The organism is Pseudacidovorax intermedius, from assembly GCF_003350475.1.
In the GTDB taxonomy this organism is placed as follows: domain Bacteria; phylum Pseudomonadota; class Gammaproteobacteria; order Burkholderiales; family Burkholderiaceae_C; genus Xenophilus; species Xenophilus intermedius.
Genome location: NZ_QQAV01000010.1, coordinates 54,378 through 74,776 on the forward strand (window position 1 = coordinate 54,378; position 20,399 = coordinate 74,776).

General features: G+C 69.7%; 18 protein-coding genes. 6 read left to right on the forward strand and 12 right to left on the reverse strand.

Features of this window, described 5'->3' with window-relative positions:
• Positions 1-55: 55 nt before the first annotated feature.
• From DFR41_RS21240 to DFR41_RS21275, 8 genes are all read right to left on the reverse strand, one after another.
• Positions 56-421 carry a hypothetical protein gene (locus DFR41_RS21240; RefSeq protein ID WP_017760076.1) on the reverse strand — a complete coding sequence of 122 codons (366 nt, stop codon included), beginning with the start codon at positions 419-421 and terminating at the stop codon, positions 56-58.
• A 206-nt stretch (positions 422-627) separates the two neighbouring features.
• Positions 628-2,910 (reverse strand): glycoside hydrolase family 3 N-terminal domain-containing protein, encoded by a 2,283-nt coding sequence (locus tag DFR41_RS21245; RefSeq protein ID WP_114804179.1) that lies wholly within the window; start codon positions 2,908-2,910, stop codon positions 628-630.
• Positions 2,911-2,958: 48 nt separating this feature from the next.
• Positions 2,959-3,732: a class II aldolase/adducin family protein gene (locus DFR41_RS21250; RefSeq protein ID WP_114804180.1), complete on the reverse strand. Its 774-nt coding sequence runs from the start codon at positions 3,730-3,732 to the stop codon at positions 2,959-2,961.
• A 76-nt stretch (positions 3,733-3,808) separates the two neighbouring features.
• Positions 3,809-4,396 carry an HD domain-containing protein gene (locus tag DFR41_RS21255; RefSeq protein WP_114804181.1) on the reverse strand — a complete coding sequence of 196 codons (588 nt, stop codon included), beginning with the start codon at positions 4,394-4,396 and terminating at the stop codon, positions 3,809-3,811.
• Positions 4,397-4,704: 308 nt separating this feature from the next.
• Positions 4,705-5,445 carry a tRNA (guanosine(46)-N7)-methyltransferase TrmB gene (trmB, locus tag DFR41_RS21260; RefSeq protein ID WP_244917823.1) on the reverse strand — a complete coding sequence of 247 codons (741 nt, stop codon included), beginning with the start codon at positions 5,443-5,445 and terminating at the stop codon, positions 4,705-4,707.
• Positions 5,442-6,344 (reverse strand): tRNA glutamyl-Q(34) synthetase GluQRS, encoded by a 903-nt coding sequence (gene gluQRS, locus DFR41_RS21265; protein ID WP_114804183.1) that lies wholly within the window; start codon positions 6,342-6,344, stop codon positions 5,442-5,444. Before gluQRS ends, trmB begins: the two co-directional genes overlap by 4 nt.
• A gap of 4 nt (positions 6,345-6,348) precedes the next feature.
• Positions 6,349-7,407, reverse strand: a complete 1,059-nt coding sequence (locus DFR41_RS21270; protein ID WP_114804184.1) for an NAD(P)/FAD-dependent oxidoreductase — start codon at positions 7,405-7,407, stop codon at positions 6,349-6,351.
• A 128-nt stretch (positions 7,408-7,535) separates the two neighbouring features.
• Positions 7,536-8,489 (reverse strand): LysR family transcriptional regulator, encoded by a 954-nt coding sequence (locus tag DFR41_RS21275; RefSeq protein ID WP_017760411.1) that lies wholly within the window; start codon positions 8,487-8,489, stop codon positions 7,536-7,538.
• 170 nt (positions 8,490-8,659) lie between these two features.
• Between DFR41_RS21275 and DFR41_RS21280 the strand changes: the two genes are divergently transcribed.
• The 4 genes from DFR41_RS21280 to DFR41_RS21295 all read left to right on the forward strand — a co-directional run bounded on the left by DFR41_RS21280 (position 8,660) and on the right by DFR41_RS21295 (position 11,535).
• A complete protein-coding gene (locus DFR41_RS21280; protein WP_114804185.1) occupies positions 8,660-9,361 on the forward strand; it encodes a pirin family protein in 702 nt (233 codons plus the stop codon).
• 136 nt (positions 9,362-9,497) lie between these two features.
• Positions 9,498-9,920 carry a DoxX family protein gene (locus DFR41_RS21285; RefSeq protein WP_114804186.1) on the forward strand — a complete coding sequence of 141 codons (423 nt, stop codon included), beginning with the start codon at positions 9,498-9,500 and terminating at the stop codon, positions 9,918-9,920.
• Between the two features lie 70 nt (positions 9,921-9,990).
• The gene (locus tag DFR41_RS21290; RefSeq protein ID WP_114804187.1) at positions 9,991-10,542 is read left to right on the forward strand and encodes a flavodoxin family protein; all 552 of its coding nucleotides are present in this window, start codon (positions 9,991-9,993) and stop codon (positions 10,540-10,542) included.
• 45 nt (positions 10,543-10,587) lie between these two features.
• Entirely contained in the window at positions 10,588-11,535 is a 948-nt protein-coding gene (locus tag DFR41_RS21295; protein ID WP_114804188.1) for a pirin family protein, read from the forward strand.
• A gap of 52 nt (positions 11,536-11,587) precedes the next feature.
• Here DFR41_RS21295 and DFR41_RS21300 read toward each other — a convergent pair whose 3' ends face one another.
• Positions 11,588-12,421 (reverse strand): sulfurtransferase, encoded by an 834-nt coding sequence (locus DFR41_RS21300; RefSeq protein ID WP_052383796.1) that lies wholly within the window; start codon positions 12,419-12,421, stop codon positions 11,588-11,590.
• 76 nt (positions 12,422-12,497) lie between these two features.
• Between DFR41_RS21300 and DFR41_RS21305 the strand changes: the two genes are divergently transcribed.
• Positions 12,498-14,000, forward strand: a complete 1,503-nt coding sequence (locus DFR41_RS21305; protein ID WP_114804189.1) for a DASS family sodium-coupled anion symporter — start codon at positions 12,498-12,500, stop codon at positions 13,998-14,000.
• Positions 14,001-14,010: 10 nt separating this feature from the next.
• On the opposite strand, the gene DFR41_RS21310 is transcribed toward DFR41_RS21305, so the two are convergent.
• Genes DFR41_RS21310 through DFR41_RS21320 form a run of 3 tightly spaced genes read right to left on the reverse strand, consistent with a single transcriptional unit; the run spans position 14,011 to position 16,720 of the window.
• Positions 14,011-14,955 (reverse strand): TIGR01777 family oxidoreductase, encoded by a 945-nt coding sequence (locus DFR41_RS21310; protein ID WP_244917824.1) that lies wholly within the window; start codon positions 14,953-14,955, stop codon positions 14,011-14,013.
• A gap of 53 nt (positions 14,956-15,008) precedes the next feature.
• The gene (locus tag DFR41_RS21315) at positions 15,009-16,556 is read right to left on the reverse strand and encodes a cryptochrome/photolyase family protein (RefSeq protein WP_114804191.1); all 1,548 of its coding nucleotides are present in this window, start codon (positions 16,554-16,556) and stop codon (positions 15,009-15,011) included.
• Entirely contained in the window at positions 16,553-16,720 is a 168-nt protein-coding gene (locus DFR41_RS21320) for a DUF2256 domain-containing protein (RefSeq protein ID WP_114804192.1), read from the reverse strand. The genes DFR41_RS21315 and DFR41_RS21320 overlap by 4 nt, the downstream gene beginning before the upstream one ends.
• 114 nt (positions 16,721-16,834) lie before the next feature.
• Between DFR41_RS21320 and dnaE the strand changes: the two genes are divergently transcribed.
• Positions 16,835-20,347, forward strand: a complete 3,513-nt coding sequence (gene dnaE / locus DFR41_RS21325; RefSeq protein ID WP_114804193.1) for a DNA polymerase III subunit alpha — start codon at positions 16,835-16,837, stop codon at positions 20,345-20,347.
• The last annotated feature ends 52 nt before the right edge of the window (positions 20,348-20,399 follow it).

Here is a 20,399-nt window from a genome sequence, read left to right on the forward strand (position 1 = left end):
CCCTTTTTCGTGGGCGTCTAAGGGCGTTTCGTAATGGCGCCCGCTTCAATGGGCCTCAGACGTCGCCGTCCTCTTCGGCGTCGGCGTCTTCTTCGTCGTCGACCATCTCACCCACGGCGACGCGGACGTCCTCATCGGTCATACCCTCCCCCGGTCCGATCACGCGGTCGGGCAGGATGTCGGCATCGGAGGTGACAGTGCCTTCGACATCGGCACGCTCGCCGGTGCCGGAAGCATCGGTGGCTCCGCCGAGCGGCTCGAGCATGGGGCCGCCCGGACTGTCTTCGGGACGTGCGAGAAAGGCGTCTTCGCCCACCGTGTCGCTGCCGCTGTCCGAGTTGTCGCTCGGGCCCAGGAGAGTGGTGTCGTCGTCGTGGGGCAGGGTGTTGTCCGCGCTGCCCAGGATGCTGCTTCTGGCCATGGTGTGCTCCTTTGTCGGCTGGCAGTGCGCCAGCACATGGGAGCACCTTGCGTGGCATACGTTGGGCGCCATGTGGGAGAGCGCCGATGCGGCCTGTCAGGGCGGTATGTCCTTCCATGTGCAACCGGTGTGTCGTCGCGTGGGCACGAGTGCCATGGCTCGCGGAATGGCCGAGCGCCGCTGTCCGCGGGCGTCGCAGCCGCTGTTCAGCCCGGCACGAGCATGAAGGTGGCATGCAGCCCAGCGATGGCCGAAGGGCCCACCCACAGGTCGAACTCGCCGGTGTCCACCGTGGGCCGCATGTCGGCACCGGTGAAGAGCAGGTCGTCGCGGGTGAGCAGGAAGTGCACCTGCACGGTCTGCCCGGCCTCGATGTGCACGCGGTGGAAGGCCTTGAGTTCGCGCACCGGCCGCGTGAAGCTGGCCGCGCGGGCGCCGATGTAGAGCTGCACCGTCTCGTCGACGGCGCGCGTGCCGGTGTTGGTCACGCTGGCCACCACACGCAGCGGCTGGCTGGGCGCCATGCGGCTGGGGCTTACTTCCAGGGCGCCGTAGTGCACGGCCGAGTAGCCGAGCCCATGGCCGAAGGCGTAGAGCGGCTCGTTGGTCGCGTCCAGATAGCGGGTCCGGAAGCGTCCGGGCCCGCCCTGCGCATCGGGCCGGCCGGTGCGCTTGTGGGCGTAGTAGAAGGGCACCTGGCCTGGCGTCTGCGGAAAGCTCACCGGCAGCCGGCCCGAGGGCGCCACATCGCCGAACAGGACGTCGGCGATGGCCGGGCCGGTCTCGGTGCCCAGGAACCAGGTGACCAGCAGGGCCTGCGCGTTGCGCACCGCGCCGCGAAGGGCCAGCGCGCGGCCGTTGCGCAGCAGCACGACCACCGGCTTGCCGGTGGCGGCCACGGCTTCGGCCAACTGCTGCTGGGCCTGGGGCACCTCGATGTCGGTGCGCGAGCGTGACTCGCCCGACATCTGGTCGCTTTCGCCCAGCGTCATCACGACCACGTCGGCCTGCCGTGCGGCCGCCACGGCCTGGGCGATGCCGCCATCGAGCGGCGATTCGACGTCGCTGCCGCGGACCGTGCTGAGCAGCGAGGGATCGGCCAGCTGCGCCCGGATGGCGTCCTCGATGCCCACCGGCGGCAGCTGGCCCGGAAAGGGCCGCCACGGCCCGAAGAGCGACTGCGCATCGGCAAAGGGCCCGATCAGCGCGATGCGCTTGCCCGACTTGGGCAGCGGCAGCAGGTCGCCGCTGTTCTTCAGCAGCACGATGCAACGCTGCGCTGCCTCGCGGGCCAGCCGGCGGTGGGCGGTGCCGTCGAAGCGCGGCGGCGCGCCGGGCGCATCCTCCTGCAGGCCGCGGAAGGGATGCTCGAACAGGCCGAGCCGCTGCTTGACGCGCAGCACGCGCCGCACGGCCTGGTCCAGCCGCGCCATGGAGACGTCGCCGCTCCTCACCAGTTCCGGCAGGTGGCGCATGTACAGGCCGCTCTGCATGCTCACGTCGGTGCCGGCCAGGAAGGCGCGGCGCGCGGCCTCGCGCTCGTCGGCGGCGAAGCCGTGGGCGATCAGCTCCTCATCGGCGGTGTAGTCCGAGACCACGAAGCCCTCGAAGCCCCATTCGCGCCGCAGCACCTGGGTCAGCAGCCAGGGGTTGGCGTTGGAGGGCACGCCGCCGATCTCGTTGAAGGCGGCCATCACCGACAGCGCGCCGGCGTCGATGGCGGCCTTGAAGGGCGGCAGGTAGACGTCGCGCAGGGTGCGCTCCGACAGGTCCACAGCCGCATAGTCCAGCCCGCCCTCGGCCGCGCCGTAGCCGGCGAAGTGCTTGGGCGTCGCCAGCATGGCGTCGGCGCGCGAGAGGTCCGCGGTCTGGAAGCCCCGCACGCGGGCGGCGGCGAAGCGGCGGGTGAGCAGCACGTCCTCGCCATAGCCCTCTACCACGCGGCCCCAGCGGGCGTCGCGGGCGATGTCGATCATGGGCGCGAAGGTCCAGCGGAAGCCGTCGGCCGTGCCCTCACGGGCGGCGGCTCGGGCCGTGCGTTCGGAAAGCGCCGGATCCCAGCTGGCGGCCTCCGCCAGCGGCACCGGGAACACGGTACGGAAGCCATGGATGATGTCCACGCCGAAGAGCAGCGGGATGCCCAGGCGCGATTCGCGCACGGCCACCTCCTGCGCGCGCCGTTTGCCGGCGATGCCTTCGCCGTTGAACAGGCCCATCACGCGGCCGGCGCGGATATCGTCGAGCTGCTGGCGCAGACTGACCTGCCCCGTCTGGGGATTGCCGAGGATCTCGTCCGCGGCAGGCGCGTACAGGCTGAGCTGGCCGACCTTCTCCTCGATGGTCATGCGCAGGATCAGCGCCTCGATGCGGGCATCGGCCGCCAGGGATTCGGCGAGGGCTTCGGCGGGTTTCTGAATCTCGGCGCAGCCGGCGAGGCTGGTGGCGATGGGAAGCGAGGCGAGGCGGAGCAGGGCTTGGCGGCGATGCATGCCGCCAATTGTCAACAAAGGTCAAAAGTCCCCCGGAGGGGCGCGGGCTCAGTCCCTGTAGCCGGGGCTCTCGCGATCCAGCTTGCGCAGCAATGCCGGCCAGGCGATGTTGGCGCCCTGGCCGGTGGTGACCTTCTTCATCACCTGACTGATGCCGTCCATGATCTGCGGGTTGACGTGAACCAGCTCGCCGCCGGCCTGGGCGTCGATCTGGATGCGGCAGGCGTTCTCGAAGGTGTACATGTGCAGGAAGGCGTCGGCTACCGTCTTGCCCACGGTGAGCAGGCCGTGGTTGCGCAGCAGCATGTAGTTGTTGCGGCCCAGGTCCTGCTGCAGGCGCGGCTTCTCGTCGTCGCGCACGGCCACGCCTTCGTAGTCGTGATACGCCAGCGAGGCCAGCACGAAGGTGCTCTGCTGGCTGATCGGCAGCACGCCGCATTTCTGGGCGCTGACGGCCACGCCGGCACGGCTGTGGGTGTGCAGCACGCATTGCACGTCGTCGCGGGCCTCGTGGATGCAGCTGTGGATCACGAAGCCGGCCGGGTTGACCGGGTAGGGCGAGTCGATCAGCTTGTTGCAGTCCATGTCCACCTTGACCAGGCTGGAGGCCGTGATCTCGTCGAACATCATCCCGTACGGGTTGATCAGGAAGTGATGGTCCGGCCCGGGGATGCGCGCGCTGATGTGGGTGAAGACCAGGTCGCTCCAGCCGTAGAGCGCCACGAGGCGGTAGCAGGCGGCGAGGTCCACGCGCAGCTGCCATTCCTCGTCGGAGACGAGGCGGCGGACTTCGCTGAGTTCGGCTTGGGTGGTGGCGTTCATGGGGGTCTCCTGGTGGGCCGCGGGGGCGGCAAGTTCGGATGGTCGCGGGGATGGGCAGCGGCGGCAGCGCGCGGGCTCAAGCCGCTTCTGTCGTCAGGGCCTTCTTGTAGATGCTCTGGCGCGGCTGGGCCATCAGGCGGCGCAACATGGGTTCGAACTCGGCGATGGGCAGCGTCTCGCCCTTGGGGTCGAAGGCCGGGTTGTCGTACAGCTCGCAGAACTCGGCCGTCCGCTCGAAGTTCGGATGGCTGCGGAACTGCTCGCGCAGGTCGCGGTCCAGCCCGATGTGGTGGAAGAAGTAATGGCCCTGGAAGATGCCGTGGTGCTTGACCATCCAGTGGTTCTCTTCGCTGACGAAGGGCTGCAGGATGGCCGCGGCGATGTCCGGATGGTTGAAGGCGCCCAGCGTGTCGCCGATGTCGTGCAGCAGGGCGCAGACCACGTATTCCTCGTCCCGGCCGTCGCGCAGGGCGCGGGTGGCAGTCTGCAGGCTGTGGGTGTAACGGTCTACCGGAAAGCCGCCGTAGTCGCCCTCCAGCAGCTTCAGGTGCGCCATGACCCGCTCGGGCAGCCCCCCGGCGAAGTGCATGAACTCGCCACTGATGGCCTGCCAGTCCTCGCGCGTGCTGTCCTGCATGCGCACGAAAGTTGCCCTGTGGGCCATGGTCGTCTCCGTCGTTGTCGTGGGGGAGACGGCACTGTAGGCCTGCGCCGTAGGTGCCGTCTGTCCGGCAGACGACAGGACACCGCGGTGCCTCCTATCGGGCGAGGATCGAATGGCCGCGGAGCAGGCCACGCAAGGGCACCCGAGGAACTGGCTTCGCCAGGCCTCCGGGTGCGCCCCCCTCCAAGCGAAGGCGCCAGAGAGGGGCTGAGGGCCGCGGCTCCGAGCCTGCGAGTGCAGGCTTGGACGTGCCCGAAGAGCAGCCGCCTCTGGCGGCCACCCAGAGCCGCGAAGCGGCATGGGAGGTGTCAGATCTTCTTGAACACCACGTCCCACACGCCGTGGCCAAGCTTGATGCCACGGTTCTCGAATTTCGTGAGCGGCCGGTAGTCCGGCTTTGGCGCGAAACCGCCCGCATCGGGGGCGGCCGTGTTGGCCAGCAGCGGCTCGCCGGCCAGCACCTCGACCATCTGCTCGGCATAGGGCTGCCAGTCGGTCGCGCAGTGCAGGTAGCCGCCTGGGGCCAGGTGCTCGGCCAGCTGGCGCACGAAGCCCGGCTGGATCAGCCGGCGCTTGTGGTGGCGCTTCTTGTGCCAGGGGTCGGGAAAGAACACATGCGCGCCGGCCAGGCTGCCGGGCGGGATCATGTGCTGCAGCACCTCCACGGCATCGTGCGCCACGATGCGGATGTTGGCCAGGCCCTGTTCGCCCGCGCGCTTGAGCAGCGCGCCCACGCCGGGCTCGTGCACCTCGCAGCAGAGGAAGTTGTCGTCGGGGCGCACGCGCGCGATGTGCGCCGTGGCCTCGCCCATGCCGAAGCCGATCTCCAGCACGGTGGGCGCCGCGCGGCCGAAGGCCTGGGCGAAATCCAGCGGGGCGGGGCGGTAGGGAATCAGGTACTGCGCGCCGAAGTCCGCATAGGCGCGGGCCTGCGCATCGGTGGTGCGACCGGCGCGCCGCACGAAGCTGCGGATGCGGCGGTGGGGATGTTCGGTGTCGCCGGCTTCAGGCGGGGCAGCGGGGGAGTCGTTCGTTTCGTCGGCGGTCACGGGGCGGGATTGTAAAGATCGGCCCACGGCGCGACCCAGCCCGCCAGGGCCTGTTGGAAGCCGTCTTCCAATCGTGCCGCGGGCAGCCCCAGGGCCTGCGCGGCGGCATCCAGTGCCGAGCGCGCGGCGGCCGGCGTGCCGGTGTCGATGGCGGCGGCCCCGTTCTGCTTGGACAGCTTCTCGCCATTGGCACCCAGCACCAGCGGCGTGTGCAGGTAGCGCGGCGTGGGCAGGCCCATCGCGCGCTGCAGCAGGATCTGGCGTGGCGTGTTGTCGGTCAGGTCGGCGCCGCGGACCACGTCGGTGATGCCCTGCTCGGCATCGTCCACGACGACCGCGAGCTGGTAGGCCCAGGGGCCGTCTGCGCGGCGCAGCACGAAGTCGCCGACCTCGTGCAGCACATCCTGGCGCTGTGCGCCCAGGCGGCGGTCGGTCCAGTCGACGAGGGGCGCGGACGCGCGCCAGGTGGCGAAGCGCCAGGCCCGCGCGGGCTTGCCGTTCAGGCCGTGGCGGCAGGTGCCGGGATAGACGCGCTCGCCATGGCGGTCATGGCGGATGCCCTGGGCGGCCAGCGCCGCGTCGATCTCGCGGCGGGTGCAGCCGCAGGGATAGGCCAGGTCGGCGTCGATCAGACGCGTCAGCGCGGCCTGATAACGATCGACACGCGCCGTCTGCCAGACTGGCGCTTCGTCGGGCACGAGGCCGCAGGCGGCCAGCTGCTGCAGGATGTGTTCGCCCACGCCGGGCAGGCAGCGTTCGGTGTCGGCGTCCTCGATGCGCACCAGCCAGCGGCCGCCGGCCGCGCGCGCGTCCAGCCAACTGGCCAGCGCCGCCACCAGCGAGCCCGCATGCAGCGGCCCGGTGGGCGAGGGCGCGAAGCGGCCGATGTAGCCGGCCACGTGCTCAGATCACGGCCAGCGCCAGCTCCAGCCCCGAGACGAAGGCATCCTCGACCCGATGGCCGATGCACCAGTCGCCGGCGATGCCGATGCCCGAGGCGGCGTTCCAGAGGTGGCTGCGGCCGAGCGGCGTCTCGGTCTTGGCCTCGGTCCACAGGCGGGCCTGGGCGAAGGAGGGCTCGACGCGGATGCCGGTGATCTCGGCAAAGGCGCGTAGCAGCTTGGCCTGCACGCGGGGCGCGTCGTCGCCGATGTGCTCGGCCGACCATTCGGCGCTGGCCTGGACCGTCCAGCGCTCGATGCTGCCGCGGCCGGGCTTGGACGACTCGCGCGCCAGCCAGGCCACGCGGTGATGGGTGGAGCGGGCGCAGTTCCACTGCGGGCCCAGGTGCGGCAGGCCGGGCTGGCTGGCCTGCGCGAAGGCGATGTGCAGCGACCAGCAGGGCGCGATGCGCACCGGCGCCAGGGGTGCGGCCAGGGCCGGTGCCACGGACTGAAGAAGGCTGCGCGCCGCGCCGGCCGGCACGGCCAGCAGCACGGCGTCGAAGCCGGCATGCACGGCATGGTCGTCGCCGTCGCCCTGTGTGCGCAGCTGCCAGCGGCCGGGCTGCAGAGTGTCGGCCTCCAGTTGCGAGACGGTGGTGCCCAGGTGCAGGGCATCCCCCAGCGGCGCGGCCCAGTGGGCGGCCAGGGCATCCATGCGGGGCAGTCCGACCCAATGGGGCTCCAGGCCGGGCAGCGAGGCTTCGACCACGCGGCCCAGGGCATCGAGCACGCGCACGGCGTTGGCGCTCCAGCGGCGGCATGGGGCGGCCGTGGCGTCCAGCGCCCGGCGGAAGCGCTCGTCGCGGACGGTGAAGTACTGGGCGCCGGTGTCGAAGCTGCCGGTGCGGCTGTCCAGGCCGGCCAGCCGCCCACCGGGCGTGGACGCCTGCTCGAACACCGCCACCTCCAGGCCGGCCTGCGCCAGCGTGCGCGCTGCCGCGAGGCCAGCGATGCCGGCGCCCACGATGGCAATGCGGCGGGTTGAGGAATCGGGGCGGTCGGCGGCGGTGAGGGGCATGGCGGCAGGTGGTGCGGACAGCGGGATGGTCGTCCGACTCTAACCGCACCGATGACGCCCCATGCTGCGCCAGCACAGGGCGCCCGGGTTTGTCCCTGTGCGCCGTGTCGCGTCGGCAGGTCTGCCGCTCAGCGGCCCCGATGCCGGGTCAGCAACGCTTCGCGCGTGCCGGGGTGTTCGAACTGCGACAGCCACCACTGCAGCGCCAGCCCGGGCTGTGCGGCACTGCGCACACGCCAGGCTGCATGCATGTGGGTGGTGGGCGACTGGCGCTCGGTGGGCAGGGCGACCAGATGACCGGCCTCCACGTAGGGCCGCGCCATCGGTTCGGGCAGGAAGCCGGCACCCAGCCCATGCAGCTGGGCATGCAGCTTGGCCTGCATGGTGGGCACGGTGAGCACGTCCTGCCCGGCCAGCAGGTTGACGTTCATGCCCTGCGAGAGCCGGGCCGAATCGGCCGCGGCGACGGCACGGTGCTGGCGCATCATGGCCTCGGTGACGGGCATGCTCGTGCGCGCCAGCGGATGGTTCGGCGCCACCGCGTACACGAAGGAGAGCTGGCCAAGCACGCAGCTGCGGATGCCGGTGCCGGTGAAGCCCAGGCCGTCCGCGTCGAGCACCGAGCCGATGGCCAGGTCGGCCTGGCCGCTGGTCAGCGCCTCGATGGTGCCCAGCAGGGTCTCGTCGCGCAGTTTCAGCCGCGTGGGTGGCGACAGGGCGTAGAAGGCGCCCACCAAGTCGTAGAGCGGGTCGCGGGCGATCACGCTGTCGATGGCGATGGTCAGCTGAGGCTCCCAGCCCGTGGCGATGCGGCGCACGCGGTTGGCCACGGCGTCGATCTCGCCCAGCAGCCGCGCGGCGTCGCGCAGCAGTTCGCGGCCGGCTTCGGTCAGTTTGGCCTGGCGGGCGCTGCGGTCGAACAGCAGCACGTCCAGCGCATCCTCGATCTGCCGCACGCGGTAGGTGAGGGCCGAGGGCACCAGCCCCAGGCTGCGGGCGGCGGCGGCGAAGCTGCCGCGGTCGACCACGGTCTGCAGCATGGCCAGGGCGTCGGGCGTGAGGACTTCGCGGGCAGTCGGCATGGCCGGATTGTCATTCAAAAAATTTGAACGGCGTCTTCAATGCACTGCGGTTTCAAGCCGGGTACGCGGGCCTAAAGTTCATTCCATCGCGGCGCAGTTCGGTGCCGCCTACCGGGGAAGGCCGGCGCAGCAGGCGCCACCGCCAGCCCCATTCGAAGGAGTTCAACATCATGCTGCAGATCCGCAAGTCCCAGGAACGTGGCTATGCCGACCATGGCTGGCTCAAGTCCTTTCACAGCTTCTCGTTCGCCGGCTACTACGACCCCGCCTTCATGGGCTGGGGCAACCTGCGGGTGATCAACGAGGACCGCGTGGCCGCCGGCGCCGGCTTCGGCACCCATGGCCACCGCGACATGGAGATCATCAGCTACGTGCTCGACGGCGAGCTGGCCCACAAGGACAGCATGGGCAACATCGAATCGATCCCGCCCGGCGACGTCCAGCGCATGAGCGCCGGGCGGGGCGTGATGCACAGCGAGTTCAACCACAAGGCCGACCAGACCACGCACTTCCTGCAGATCTGGATCGAACCCAATGTGCGCGGCATTCCGCCGGGCTACGAACAGAAGGCGGTCGACGTGGCCGACAAGCGCGGCAAGCTGGCCCTGGTGGCGGCGCCCGAGGGCGAGGCCGCGTCGGTGAGCATGCATGCCGACGCGCGGCTCTATGCCGGCCTGTTCGACGGAGACGAGTCGGCCGAGCTGAAGCTCGACCCGGCCCGCAAGGCCTACGTGCACCTGATCCGCGGCGCGCTGGAAGTCAACGGCCAGCGCCTGCAGGGCGGCGATGCGGCGATGATCGCGGCCGAGTCGCAGCTGAGCCTCAAGGGCGGCCAGGACGCCGAGGTGCTGGTGTTCGATCTGGCGCCTTGATGCCCGGACGAAGCGGCCCGCCCTGTGCGGGCCGTTTCGCAGCCGATACCCTCGGCGGTGCCGTTGGTCAGGCGGCGACACCGTTCATTGTTTCCAATCCGTCCCACCGATTTTTTCAACGCAAGGAGCTACTTCCATGGCCATCACCCAGACCTCCAACACCACCCCGACCCAGGACGCTGCCGCCCTGGTCGGCCGCGTGTTCATCTCGATGCTGTTCCTGCCCGCGGGCTGGGGCAAGCTCACCGGCTTCGCGGGCACCGTCGGCTACTTCGGCAAGATCGGCGTGCCCATGCCCGAGGTGGCCGCGGCCATCGCCGTGGTGGTCGAACTGCTGGTCTGCCTGCTGTTCCTGGTCGGCTTCAAGACGCGCCTGATGGCCATCATCCTGGCCGTGTTCACCGTCGCCACCGCCTTCCTGGGCCATGCCTTCTGGAAGGTGCCGCCCGAAATGGTGATGGCCCAGCAGACCAACTTCTTCAAGAACTTCGCCATCGCCGGCGGCTTCCTGGCCTTCTTCGCCTTCGGTCCGGGCCGCTTCAGCATCGACAAGAAGTAATGCCTCCCGGGCCGCGGCGCTGATGCCCGGCCCGGCTTTTGTCCCTTTGTTTTCTGAACCAGGAAATCCCATGACCGACATCGCCATCGTCTACCACTCCGGCTACGGCCACACCCAGCGCGTCGCCCAGGCCGTCGCCGAAGGCGCCAAAGCCGCCGTGATCGCCATCGACGCCGACGGCAACCTGCCCGAAGGCGGCTGGGAAACGCTCGCCCAGGCCAAGCTGATCGTCTTCGGTGCGCCGACCTACATGGGCGCGCCCAGCTGGCAGTTCAAGAAGTTCGCGGACGCCTCGTCCAAGGTCTGGTTCGTCCAGGGCTGGAAGGACAAGCTCTTCGCCGGCTTCACCAACAGCGCCACCATGAACGGCGACAAGTTCGCCACCATCGCCTACTTCTGGCAGCTGGCCATGCAGCACGGCGGTCTGTGGGTCGGCCTGGGCATCGTGCCGAGCAACAAGAAGGAATCGACGCGCGACTCCCTCAACTACGTCGGCGGCTTCGGTGGCCTGATGACCACCTCACCCTCGGATGCGAGCCCCGCCGAGATCCCGGCCGGCGACCTGCAGACCGCCCGCGCCTTCGGCGAGCGCCTGCAAGGCGCGCTGAAGCTGCTGGCCTGATCCTTCTTTCGTCCTCATCCACGCCAACCGAACCGGAGAGCCGCCATGTCCGACCTTCTCACGCTCCATCCGCATGCCAAGGACCTGGGCGGCGGCTTCCAGGTTCGGCGCGTGCTGCCGGCCGCGCAACGCCGCGCGGTCGGCCCCTTCGTCTTCTTCGACCACTTCGGTCCGGCCACCGAGACGCCGCAGGACCAGCACGATGTGCGGCCCCATCCGCACATCGGCCTGGCGACGGTGACCTACCTGTTCGAGGGCGCGATGATGCACCGCGACAGCCTGGGCACCGAACAGGAGATCCGTCCCGGCGCCATCAACTGGATGACCGCGGGCCGCGGCATCGTGCATTCCGAGCGCAAGCCCGAGGCGCTCAAGACCGAGACCTACGTCAACCACGGCCTGCAGCTGTGGTGCGCGCTGCCGCGCGAGCACGAGGAGGTCGAACCCAGCTTCTCGCACACGGCCGCCGCCGACATTCCGGCGACCGAGGTGGAGGGCGTACCGGTGCGCGTGCTGGTCGGCGAGGCCTTCGGCCTGCGTTCGCCGGTGCCCACCTTGATGCCCACGCTCTACCTGGACATCGCGCTGCCCGCGGGCGGCGCCTTCTCGCTGCCGCCGCTGGCGCCGCAGATGGCCGTCTATGCCGTCGATGGCGACGTCATGCTGGACGGCGAGCCCCTGCCGCTGCACACCATGGGCGTGCTGCCCGACGAGGACGCCGTGGCCGGCGAGCGGCCCCCGGTGCGCATCACCGCCGATGGCGCGCGCCGCCTGGTGGTGGTGGGCGGCGCGCCGCTGGACGGGCCGCGCTTCATGAGCTGGAACTTCGTCTCCAGCCGCCGCGAGCGCATCCTGCAGGCGGGTGCGGACTGGGAGGCCCAGCGCATGGGCCATGTGCCTGGCGAGACGGAATTCATCCCCTTGCCGGACCATCCCTTCAAGACCCAATCGCAGACGAGCGCGGCGGAGCCTGAGGGCAATTCCAAGGCTTGAGCAGGCGGGCAGGTTCGGCGACGGGCAGTGGTGGCACCCGACTTCGGCGCCCTCAACCCTGCTTGATCGGCAGATCCGGGTCCTCGAAGGCCCGGGCGCTTGCATGCGCCGAGCGTGCGCTCAGGTCCGGCGCCAGGGCCTCGCGGCCGTCGAACACGAAGCAGTCGCCCCGGTAGTGGGCGCCGCCCACTTCCTCGAAGTACTTGAGGATGCCGCCTTCGAGCTGCAGCACATTCGTCAGCCCCAGCTCGTGCATGTAGATGGCGGCCTTCTCGCAGCGGATGCCGCCGGTGCAGAAGCTCACCACCGTCTTGCCCTCCAGCTGGTCGCGGTGCGCCTGCACTGCCGCCGGAAACTCGCTGAACTTGCCGATGCGCCAGTCGATGGCGTCCTCGAAGGTCCCGTAGTCCACCTCGAAGGCATTGCGGGTGTCCAGCATCACGACCGGCTTGCCGGCGTCGTCGTGCCCCTGGTCCAGCCAGCGGCGCAGCGTCGGCGCATCCACCGCCGGCGCGCGGCCGGCCGCGGGGCGAATGGCGGGATGGTCCATGCGGATGATCTCGCGCTTGTTCTTGACCAGCATGCGGCGGAAGGGCTGGTGCGCGGACCAGCTTTCCTTGGGCGCCAGCGGCGCGAAGCGCGGGTCGGCACGCAGCTCGGCCACGAAGCCGCGCACTGCGTCGGCTGCGCCGGCCAGGAAGAGGTTGATGCCTTCCTCGGCCAGCAGGATGGTGCCCATCAGGCCGAGTGCCTTGCAGCGCTCCAGCAGGTGCGGCCGCAGCGTGTCGCGGTCGTCGATGGGCACGAAGAGATAGGCGGAGATGTTGAGCACGGATTCGGACACGGCGCGGATTGTAGGAAGGCGTCCGCGCGTGATCGGGCACATCCGGCTTCGGTTGACATGAGTCAAGGCTCCCCGGGCAGCGCGCCTGCACGATGGGCACGTTCCCGACGACCCGGCCATGGCCATGATTTCCAGGATGCTCGACCACTTTCGCCGCGCGGTGCCCTTCCGCATCGTGCCGGCCACCATCGCCACCGCCGTGCTGATCGGCCTTCTGCTCGTGCCTACGCCCGACGGCCTCACGCCCAAGGCCTGGGCGCTGGTAGCCATCTTCCTGACCACCATCGTGGCGATCATCCTCAAGGTCATGCCCATCGGCGTGATGGCGATGATGGCCATCATGGTGGTGGCGCTCTCGCAGGTCACCGCCACCTCGTCCAAGGGTGCGATCACCGATGCGCTGGCCAGCTTCGGCAATCCGCTGATCTGGCTGATCGTGGTCTCGGTGATGATCTCGCGTGGGCTCAAGAAGACCGGGCTGGGCGCGCGCATCGGCTTCTGGTTCATCTCGCTGCTCGGGCGGCGTACCCTGGGCATCGGCTACGGGCTGGCGGCCTGCGAGCTGATCCTGGCCCCGTTCACGCCCAGCAACACCGCCCGGGGCGGCGGCATCGTGCATCCGATCATGAAGTCCATCGCGCATGCCTTCGGCTCCGATCCGGAGCAGAAGACGCAGGGCAAGGTCGGCACCTACCTGGCGCTGGTCAACTACCACGCCAACCCCATCAGTTCGGCCATGTTCGTCACGGCCACGGCGCCCAATCCGCTGGTGGTCGACTACGTGGCGAAGGTGACGAACCAGTCCTTCCACCTGAGCTGGGGCACCTGGGCGCTGGCCATGCTGTTGCCGGGCCTGGTGTGCATGGCGCTGATGCCCCTGGTGATCTACGTGCTGGCCCGGCCCGAGGTGACGCGCACGCCCGATGCCGTGACCTTCGCGCGCGCCGAACTGGCCCGCATGGGCCCGCTGCAGGGCCGCGAGTGGGTCATGCTGGGCACCTTCGCGCTGCTGCTGGTGCTGTGGGCCGACGTGCCGGCCCTGCTGCTGGGCAAGGCCTTCAGCCTGGATGCGACGGTGGTGGCGCTGCTGGGCCTGTTCATGCTGCTGATCACCGGCACGCTGGACTGGGAGGACGTGCTGACCGAGAAGAGCGCCTGGGACACGCTGGTGTGGTTCGGCGCCCTGGTGATGCTGGCGGGCGAGCTCAACAAGGCGGGCGTGATCGGCTGGTTCTCGGCGGGCCTGCGAAGCGGCATCGAGTCCAGCGGCATGGGCTGGCTGCCCGCGGCGGCGGTGCTGGTGCTGGTCTTCCTGTTCTCGCACTATCTCTTTGCCAGCACCACCGCGCACATCAGCGCCATGATGCTGGCCTTTCTGACTGTGGGCGCGCACCTGGTGCCGGGCGCCTACCTCGTGCCCTTCCTGCTCATGATGGCGGCGGCCTCCTGCATCATGATGACGCTGACACACTATGCTACCGGCACCTCGCCCATCGTCTTCGGCAGCGGCTACGTGGGCATGGGTCGATGGTGGTTCGTGGGGCTGGTGATGGCATTGGTGGAACTGTCCGTCTTCGCCACCGTCGGCCTGCTTTGGTGGAAGGTGCTGGGCTACTGGTGAGCGTTCGGCGTCAACTGGCGCCGCCCTTGGCGTGCCGCGAGCCGGTCGCCAGATCGGACAGTGCCGCCTCCAGCGAAGGATGGGCGAAGGCGTAGCCCGCCCGCTGCGCCACGACAGGCACCACGTTCCGGCCGGCCAGCAGCAGGTCGGACATCTCGCCCATGGCCAGGCGCAAGGCCATGCCCGGGACGCGCAGACGTGCCTTGCGTCCGTACGACGCCGCCAGCGCATGGACGAATTCGGATTGGGTGGGCGTGTGCGGCGCCACCACATTGACTGGTCCGGCCAAGGTCTCGTGCGCCAGGGCGAAGCAGGCCAGGCCGACCACGTCGTCCACATGCACCCAGGGCGAAGGTTGGCGTCCATTGCCGAGCACGGCGCCCAGGCCCAGCCGGGCGGCGAGTGCCTGCGGCGGATAGGCGCCGCCGTCGGCGCCCAGCACCACGCCGAATCGCATCCGGACCACACGCACGCCCAGCGCTTCGGCCAGCTGCGCGTCGCGTTCGATGGCGGCGCACAGGTCGGACTGGAACTGCCCCGGCTGCGGCGGCGCACTTTCGTCGCACGGCAGGTCGTCGCCCGTTTCCACCTTGCCGTACCAGCCGATGGCCGACGCCACCAGCAGGGCACGGGGCTGGCGCGCCAGCCGGTGCATCAGCGCCAGCAACTGGGCGGCTGGCGCGGCCCGGCTGCGCATCAGTTCCTCGCGCCGGGCTTGGGTCCAGGGCGGGCCGATGACCCGGGCGCCGGCCAGGTGGACGCAGGCATCGATGGGGGTGTCGCCCGCGATGTCGGACAGCTGGCCGACCACCCGCACCTGCGGCCCCAGCGTCCGGCCGGCGCGCGCGGCGTCGCGGGAGAGCGCGATGACGGCATGGCCGTCCGCCAGCAGCCGGCGGACGAGATGGCGGCCGACGAAGCCTGTGGCGCCGGTGACGAGCAGGGTCTGGGGCATGGCGGGCGGCCTTCGTGGGAGCACGGTGGGCATGGGCGGAGAGGGGGTGTGCATCATGCGCCGACCTCGCCGCGCCGGATGGCGGCCGAACGTTCGGCGATGCGCCGGCGTTCATCCGCGTCCAGGCGCTGCAGGTTGCGCAGTTGCAGGGTCATGCGCGGATTGGACGCCAGCCGTTCTTCGTGGCGGACCAGGAAGTCCCAGTACAGCGTGGTGAAGGGGCAGGCATCGTCGCCCAGCCGCTCGGCGGGCTTGAAGCGGCAGCGGCCGCACAGGCTGCCGGCGCTCATGCGCTCGATGTAGCGGCCCGTGGCCACGTAGGGCTTGCTGCCCATCAGCCCGCCGTCGCCGAACTGGCTCATGCCCAGCGTGTTGGGCAGCTCCACCCATTCCACCGCATCGACATAGACCGCGAGGTACCAGGCGTGGACCTGCTGCGGCTCGACGCCCAGCAGCAGGGCATAGAGCCCGGTGACCATGAGGCGCTGGATGTGGTGCGCATAGCCATGTTCGAGCGTCTGGCCGATGGCGTCGGCCAGGCAGGCCATGGGCGTGTCACCGGTCCAGTAGAAGCCGGGCAACGGTTCCCTGGCGCCGAGCGCGTTGAGTTCCAGGTAGCGCGGCATGCGCGTCCAGTAGATGCCGCGCACGTACTCGCGCCAGCCAAGGATCTGGCGGATTAAGCCCTCGGCGCTGGCGAGCGCCACGTGCCCGGCCCGGTACGCCTTTTCGACGGCCTCGACCACTTCGCGCGGGTGGAGCAGCTTGAGGTTCATCGCGGCCGACAAGCGCGAATGCCAGAGCCAGGGCTCGCCCGGCCACATGGCGTCCTGCCAGTGGCCGAAATCGGCCAGGCGGTGGCTGATGAAGTCGGCCAGAGCGTCCAGGGCCTGGGCTCGCGTGACCGGCCAGGCGAAGTTGGCCAGGTTGCCGGGCCGGTCGGCGAAGCGCTCGGCCACCAGGTCGAGCACGCCCTGGGTGAGCGGGTCGGGTCGGAAGGCCGGCGCCGCCGGCACCAAGCCCGGACCGGCCCTTCCGAAGGCGGCGCGGTTCTCGGCGTCGTAGTTCCACTGGCCGCCGACGGGCTCGTCGCCATCCATCAGCACGCCGTGGCGGCGGCGTTGCTCACGGTAGAAGAACTCCATGCGCAGTTGCCGCCGGCCCCGTGCATACGCGGCGAATTCGCGGACGGTGCAGAAGAAATGCCGGTCTTCGCGGACTTCCAGCGGCACGCCTTCGGCGGCCGCCACCGCCTGGAGCGCCTTGAGCACCCGGTGCTCGCCCGGTGCGGTCATCACCAGCCCTTGCGGCCGGTGCGTGCGGATGGCCAGTTCCAGTTCCGCCGCCAGGCTGCCGCGATTGCCCTTGCCGTCCAGGCGGGTGTAGTGCACCGTGCGACCGGCTTTCACCAGTGCATGGGCGAAATGGCGCATGGCGGCCAGGAAGATGGCAATGCGCGGCTGGATCGACCATACATGGCTGGCCTCGTCGTCCACCTCCGCCATCCAGACGGCGTCCTGCGCGGGGTCGAAGCCGTCGAAGCCGCTCGCCTCCGGGTCGAGCTGGTCGCCCAGCACCAGCACCAGGTGGCGCAGCGTCATTTCGGCGTCTCTGCGCGGCGGCGCCGGCAGGCCTCGGAGCAATATCGCACTTCTTCCCAGTTGCGCGCCCAGGCCTTGCGCCAGCTCATCGGCCGGCTGCAGACGGCGCAGGGCTTGACGGGCAGGGCGGCCTTGTTGCCCTTGAAGCCTCGGGGTTCGGTCATGGGTGGCGCGGCAGGGTGCATGTGGAAGGCGGGTGACCCTTTCCCTACGCAGGGCGAGGCCGCTTCGATCACCGGCAACCTTGCGCGGCCGCGGGGCTTTTTACAATCGGGCCAATGTTCGTTCATCTGCGCCTGCACACCGAGTTCTCCGTCGTCGACGGCACCACCCGCATCGACGAAGTCGTCAAGGCAGCCGCCAAGGATGGCCAGCCCGCCCTGGCCATCACCGACCTCAACAACCTCTTCGGCGGCGTCAAGTTCTACAAGCAGGCGCGGGGCAAGGGCGTCAAGCCGCTGTTGGGCTGCGAAGTGGCCATGGAAGGCCTGGACGCCGACGCGCCGCCCTCGCGCGTCGTTCTGCTGGTGCAAAGCCGCGAGGGCTACCTCAACCTGTGCGAGTTGCTGGCCCGCGGCTGGACCCAGAACGTGGGCCGCGGCGAAGGCCAGGCGAAGGCCAAATGGGCCTGGCTGGAGGAGCTCAACGGCGGGCTGATCCTGCTCTCGGGCGCCCAGGCCGGCCCGCTGGGCGCACCGCTGGCCGCCGGCAACGACGAGCGTGCGCGCGAAGTGGCGCTGCGCCTGGCCGGCCTGTTCCCGCACCGCTTCTACCTGGAGCTGCAGCGCGCCGGCCGGCCCGAGGACGAGCCGCACGTGGTCGCCGCCGTCAAGCTGGCGGCCCGCCTGTCGCTGCCGGTGGTGGCCACGCATCCGGTGCAGTTCCTGGAGCCCGACGAATTCGAAGCCCACGAGGCCCGCGTCTGCATCTCCGAAGGCGAGATCCTGGGCAACCAGCGCCGGGTGCGCCGCTTCACCCGGGAGCAGTACTTCAAGAGCGCCGAGCAGATGTGCGCGCTCTTCGCCGACATCCCCAGCGCCATCGCCAACACGGTGGAGATTGCCCGCCGCTGCAACCTGACACTGGTGCTGGGCAAGCCACGGCTGCCGGACTTTCCCACGCCGGGCGGCGTGCCGATGGAGGAGTTCTTCCGCCTGGCCTCCTTCGAGGGCCTGGAAGAGCGCCTGGTGCACCTGTACCCCGACGTGGCCAAGCGCGACAAGCAGCGCCCGCGCTACGTCGAGCGGCTGGAGTTCGAGATCGGCACCATCCTCAAGATGGGCTTCCCGGGCTACTTCCTGATCGTGGGCGACTTCATCAACTGGGCCAAGAACAACGGCTGCCCGGTGGGCCCGGGCCGGGGCTCCGGCGCCGGCTCGCTGGTGGCCTATGCGCTGAAGATCACCGACCTGGACCCGCTCGAATACAACCTCCTGTTCGAGCGCTTCCTGAACCCGGAGCGGGTGTCCATGCCCGACTTCGACATCGACTTCTGCCAGGGCAACCGCGACCGCGTCATCGAGTACGTGAAGCAGAAGTACGGCCGCAATGCGGTGAGCCAGATCGCCACCTTCGGCACCATGGCCGCCCGCGCCGCCATCCGCGACGTGGGCCGCGTGATGGACATGAGCTACAACTTCTGCGACGGCATCAGCAAGCTCATTCCCAACAAGCCAGGCAAGCCGGTCACGCTGCAGTACCCGCCCAAGGACCTGTCCGAGGCCGACAAGGAGAAGTACGCCATCGCCGCCGAGCCGCAACTGGCCGAGCGCATCGAGAAGGAAGAAGAGGTCAAGACCGTCGTCGAGATGGCGCAGAAGCTCGAAGGCATGACGCGCAACATCGGCATGCACGCGGGTGGCGTGCTGATCGCGCCGGGCAAGCTCACCGACTTCTGCCCGCTCTACCAGCAGCCGGGCAGCGAATCGGCGGTGAGCCAGTACGACAAAGACGACGTGGAGGCCATCGGCCTGGTCAAGTTCGACTTCCTGGGCCTGGCCACGCTCACCATCCTGGAGATCGCGCGCGAGTTCATCGTGCAGCGCCACAAGGGCCAGGAAGGCTTTGCCTACGAGAACATCGCGCTGGACGACAAGCCGACGTATCGGCTGTTCCAGGAAGGCAAGACCGAGGCCGTGTTCCAGTTCGAATCCCGCGGCATGCAGGGCATGCTGCGCGACGCGCGGCCGACGCGGCTGGAAGACCTGATCGCCCTGAACGCGCTGTACCGGCCGGGCCCGATGGACCTGATCCCCAGCTTCGTGGCCCGCAAGCATGGCCGCGAAGAGGTGGAGTACCCGCACCCGGCCGTGGCCGAGATGCTCTCCGAGACCTACGGCATCATGGTCTACCAGGAGCAGGTGATGCAGACGGCGCAGATCCTGGGCGGCTACTCGCTCGGCGGCGCCGACCTGCTGCGCCGCGCGATGGGCAAGAAGAAGGCCGAGGAAATGGCCGAGCACCGCGAGAAGTTCCGCGCCGGTGCGCTCGCGACGCACGGGATTCCGCAGGAGAAGGCCGACGAGATCTTCGACTTGATGGAGAAGTTCGCGGGCTACGGCTTCAACAAGTCGCACGCAGCGGCCTACTCGCTGCTGGCGTACCACACGGGCTGGCTCAAGGTCCACTACACCGCCGAGTTCTACTGCGCCAACATGACCGTGGAAATGGACAACACCGACAAGCTGAAGGTGCTGTTCGAGGACGCGGTCAAGAACTTCGGCATCAGCTTCGAGCCGCCGGACGTCAACCGCGGCCGCTACCGCTTCGAGCCGGTGAGCGACAAGGTGATCCGCTACGGCCTGGGCGCCGTCAAGGGCACCGGCCAGCTGGCCATCGAGGCCATCGTCCGCGCGCGCGAGGAGGGCGGCCCCTTCCAGAGCCTGTTCGACTTCTGCGCCCGGGTGGACCGCCAGCGCATGAACAAGCGCACCGTGGAGGCCCTGATCAAGGCTGGCGCCTTCGACACCCTGCATGCCGACCGTGCGGCGCTGGTCGCCTCGCTGGACCGCGCCTTCGACTACGCCGCCGCGCAGGAGGCCAATGCCAACCAGGGCGGCCTGTTCGACATGATGGACGACGGCCCCGGCTGCAGCACCGAGGCGCCGCCACTGGCCGAGGTCACGCCCTGGGGCGTGAAGGAGCGCCTGACGCACGAGAAGACCGCCATTGGCTTCTACCTGTCGGGGCACCTGTTCGACGAGGTGTCGCGCGAGGTGCGCCAGTTCGCGCGCCGGCAGATCGACGAACTGATCGACAGCCGCGAGCCGCAGATGATCGCGGGCATCGTCAGCGGCCTGCGCGTCATCAGCGGCCAGCGCGGGCGCTTGGCCATCTTCGCGCTCGACGACAAGACCGCCACCATCGAGGCCGTCGCCGACGAGGCGGTGCTGGACGCGGCGCGCAACCTGCTCAAGGAAGACGAGCTGGTCATCGTCAGCGGCCGGTTGCAGCCGGGCCGCGGCGGCTTCGAGCCGCGCTTCAATGTGCAGCAGGTGTGGGACCTGGCGGCGGCGCGCTGCCGCTTCGGCAAGTACCTGCGCGTGGCCGTCAACGGCAAGCTGCCGGACATCGCCCGCATCGTGCGCGACCATCCCGCCAGGGTGGAGGCGACGGAGCAGGGCGATGTGCACCGTGGCCTGCCGGTGCGGCTGGCGCTCAAGCGCGCGGGCGCGCAGGTGGAGCTGCAGCTGGGCGAGTCGGCGCGCTTCTTCCCGGTCGATGCGGCGCTGGCCAGCTGGATGGCGCAGGCCGAGGCGGGGCAGGCGGCCATCGTGTACGAGTCCGCCTGAATTTCCGCGGTGGGGCCGGGCGCTGCGCCTTCGCGCGCGCCGGCCGATCCCC

Bases quoted from the DNA above. Each gene is read 5' to 3' on its own strand.
- DFR41_RS21240 (WP_017760076.1), bottom strand. From the start codon at position 421: ATGGCCAGAAGCAGCATCCTGGGCAGCGCGGACAACACCCTGCCCCAC.
- DFR41_RS21315 (WP_114804191.1), bottom strand. From the start codon at position 16,556: ATGACGCTGCGCCACCTGGTGCTGGTGCTGGGCGACCAGCTCGACCCG.
- DFR41_RS21300 (WP_052383796.1), bottom strand. From the start codon at position 12,421: ATGTGCCCGATCACGCGCGGACGCCTTCCTACAATCCGCGCCGTGTCC.
- dnaE (WP_114804193.1), top strand. From the start codon at position 16,835: ATGTTCGTTCATCTGCGCCTGCACACCGAGTTCTCCGTCGTCGACGGC.
- DFR41_RS21255 (WP_114804181.1), bottom strand. From the start codon at position 4,396: ATGGCCCACAGGGCAACTTTCGTGCGCATGCAGGACAGCACGCGCGAG.
- DFR41_RS21245 (WP_114804179.1), bottom strand. From the start codon at position 2,910: ATGCATCGCCGCCAAGCCCTGCTCCGCCTCGCCTCGCTTCCCATCGCC.
- DFR41_RS21280 (WP_114804185.1), top strand. From the start codon at position 8,660: ATGCTGCAGATCCGCAAGTCCCAGGAACGTGGCTATGCCGACCATGGC.
- DFR41_RS21295 (WP_114804188.1), top strand. From the start codon at position 10,588: ATGTCCGACCTTCTCACGCTCCATCCGCATGCCAAGGACCTGGGCGGC.
- DFR41_RS21310 (WP_244917824.1), bottom strand. From the start codon at position 14,955: ATGCCCCAGACCCTGCTCGTCACCGGCGCCACAGGCTTCGTCGGCCGC.
- DFR41_RS21250 (WP_114804180.1), bottom strand. From the start codon at position 3,732: ATGAACGCCACCACCCAAGCCGAACTCAGCGAAGTCCGCCGCCTCGTC.
- DFR41_RS21275 (WP_017760411.1), bottom strand. From the start codon at position 8,489: ATGCCGACTGCCCGCGAAGTCCTCACGCCCGACGCCCTGGCCATGCTG.
- DFR41_RS21320 (WP_114804192.1), bottom strand. From the start codon at position 16,720: ATGACCGAACCCCGAGGCTTCAAGGGCAACAAGGCCGCCCTGCCCGTC.
- DFR41_RS21270 (WP_114804184.1), bottom strand. From the start codon at position 7,407: ATGCCCCTCACCGCCGCCGACCGCCCCGATTCCTCAACCCGCCGCATT.
- DFR41_RS21285 (WP_114804186.1), top strand. From the start codon at position 9,498: ATGGCCATCACCCAGACCTCCAACACCACCCCGACCCAGGACGCTGCC.
- DFR41_RS21290 (WP_114804187.1), top strand. From the start codon at position 9,991: ATGACCGACATCGCCATCGTCTACCACTCCGGCTACGGCCACACCCAG.
- DFR41_RS21305 (WP_114804189.1), top strand. From the start codon at position 12,498: ATGGCCATGATTTCCAGGATGCTCGACCACTTTCGCCGCGCGGTGCCC.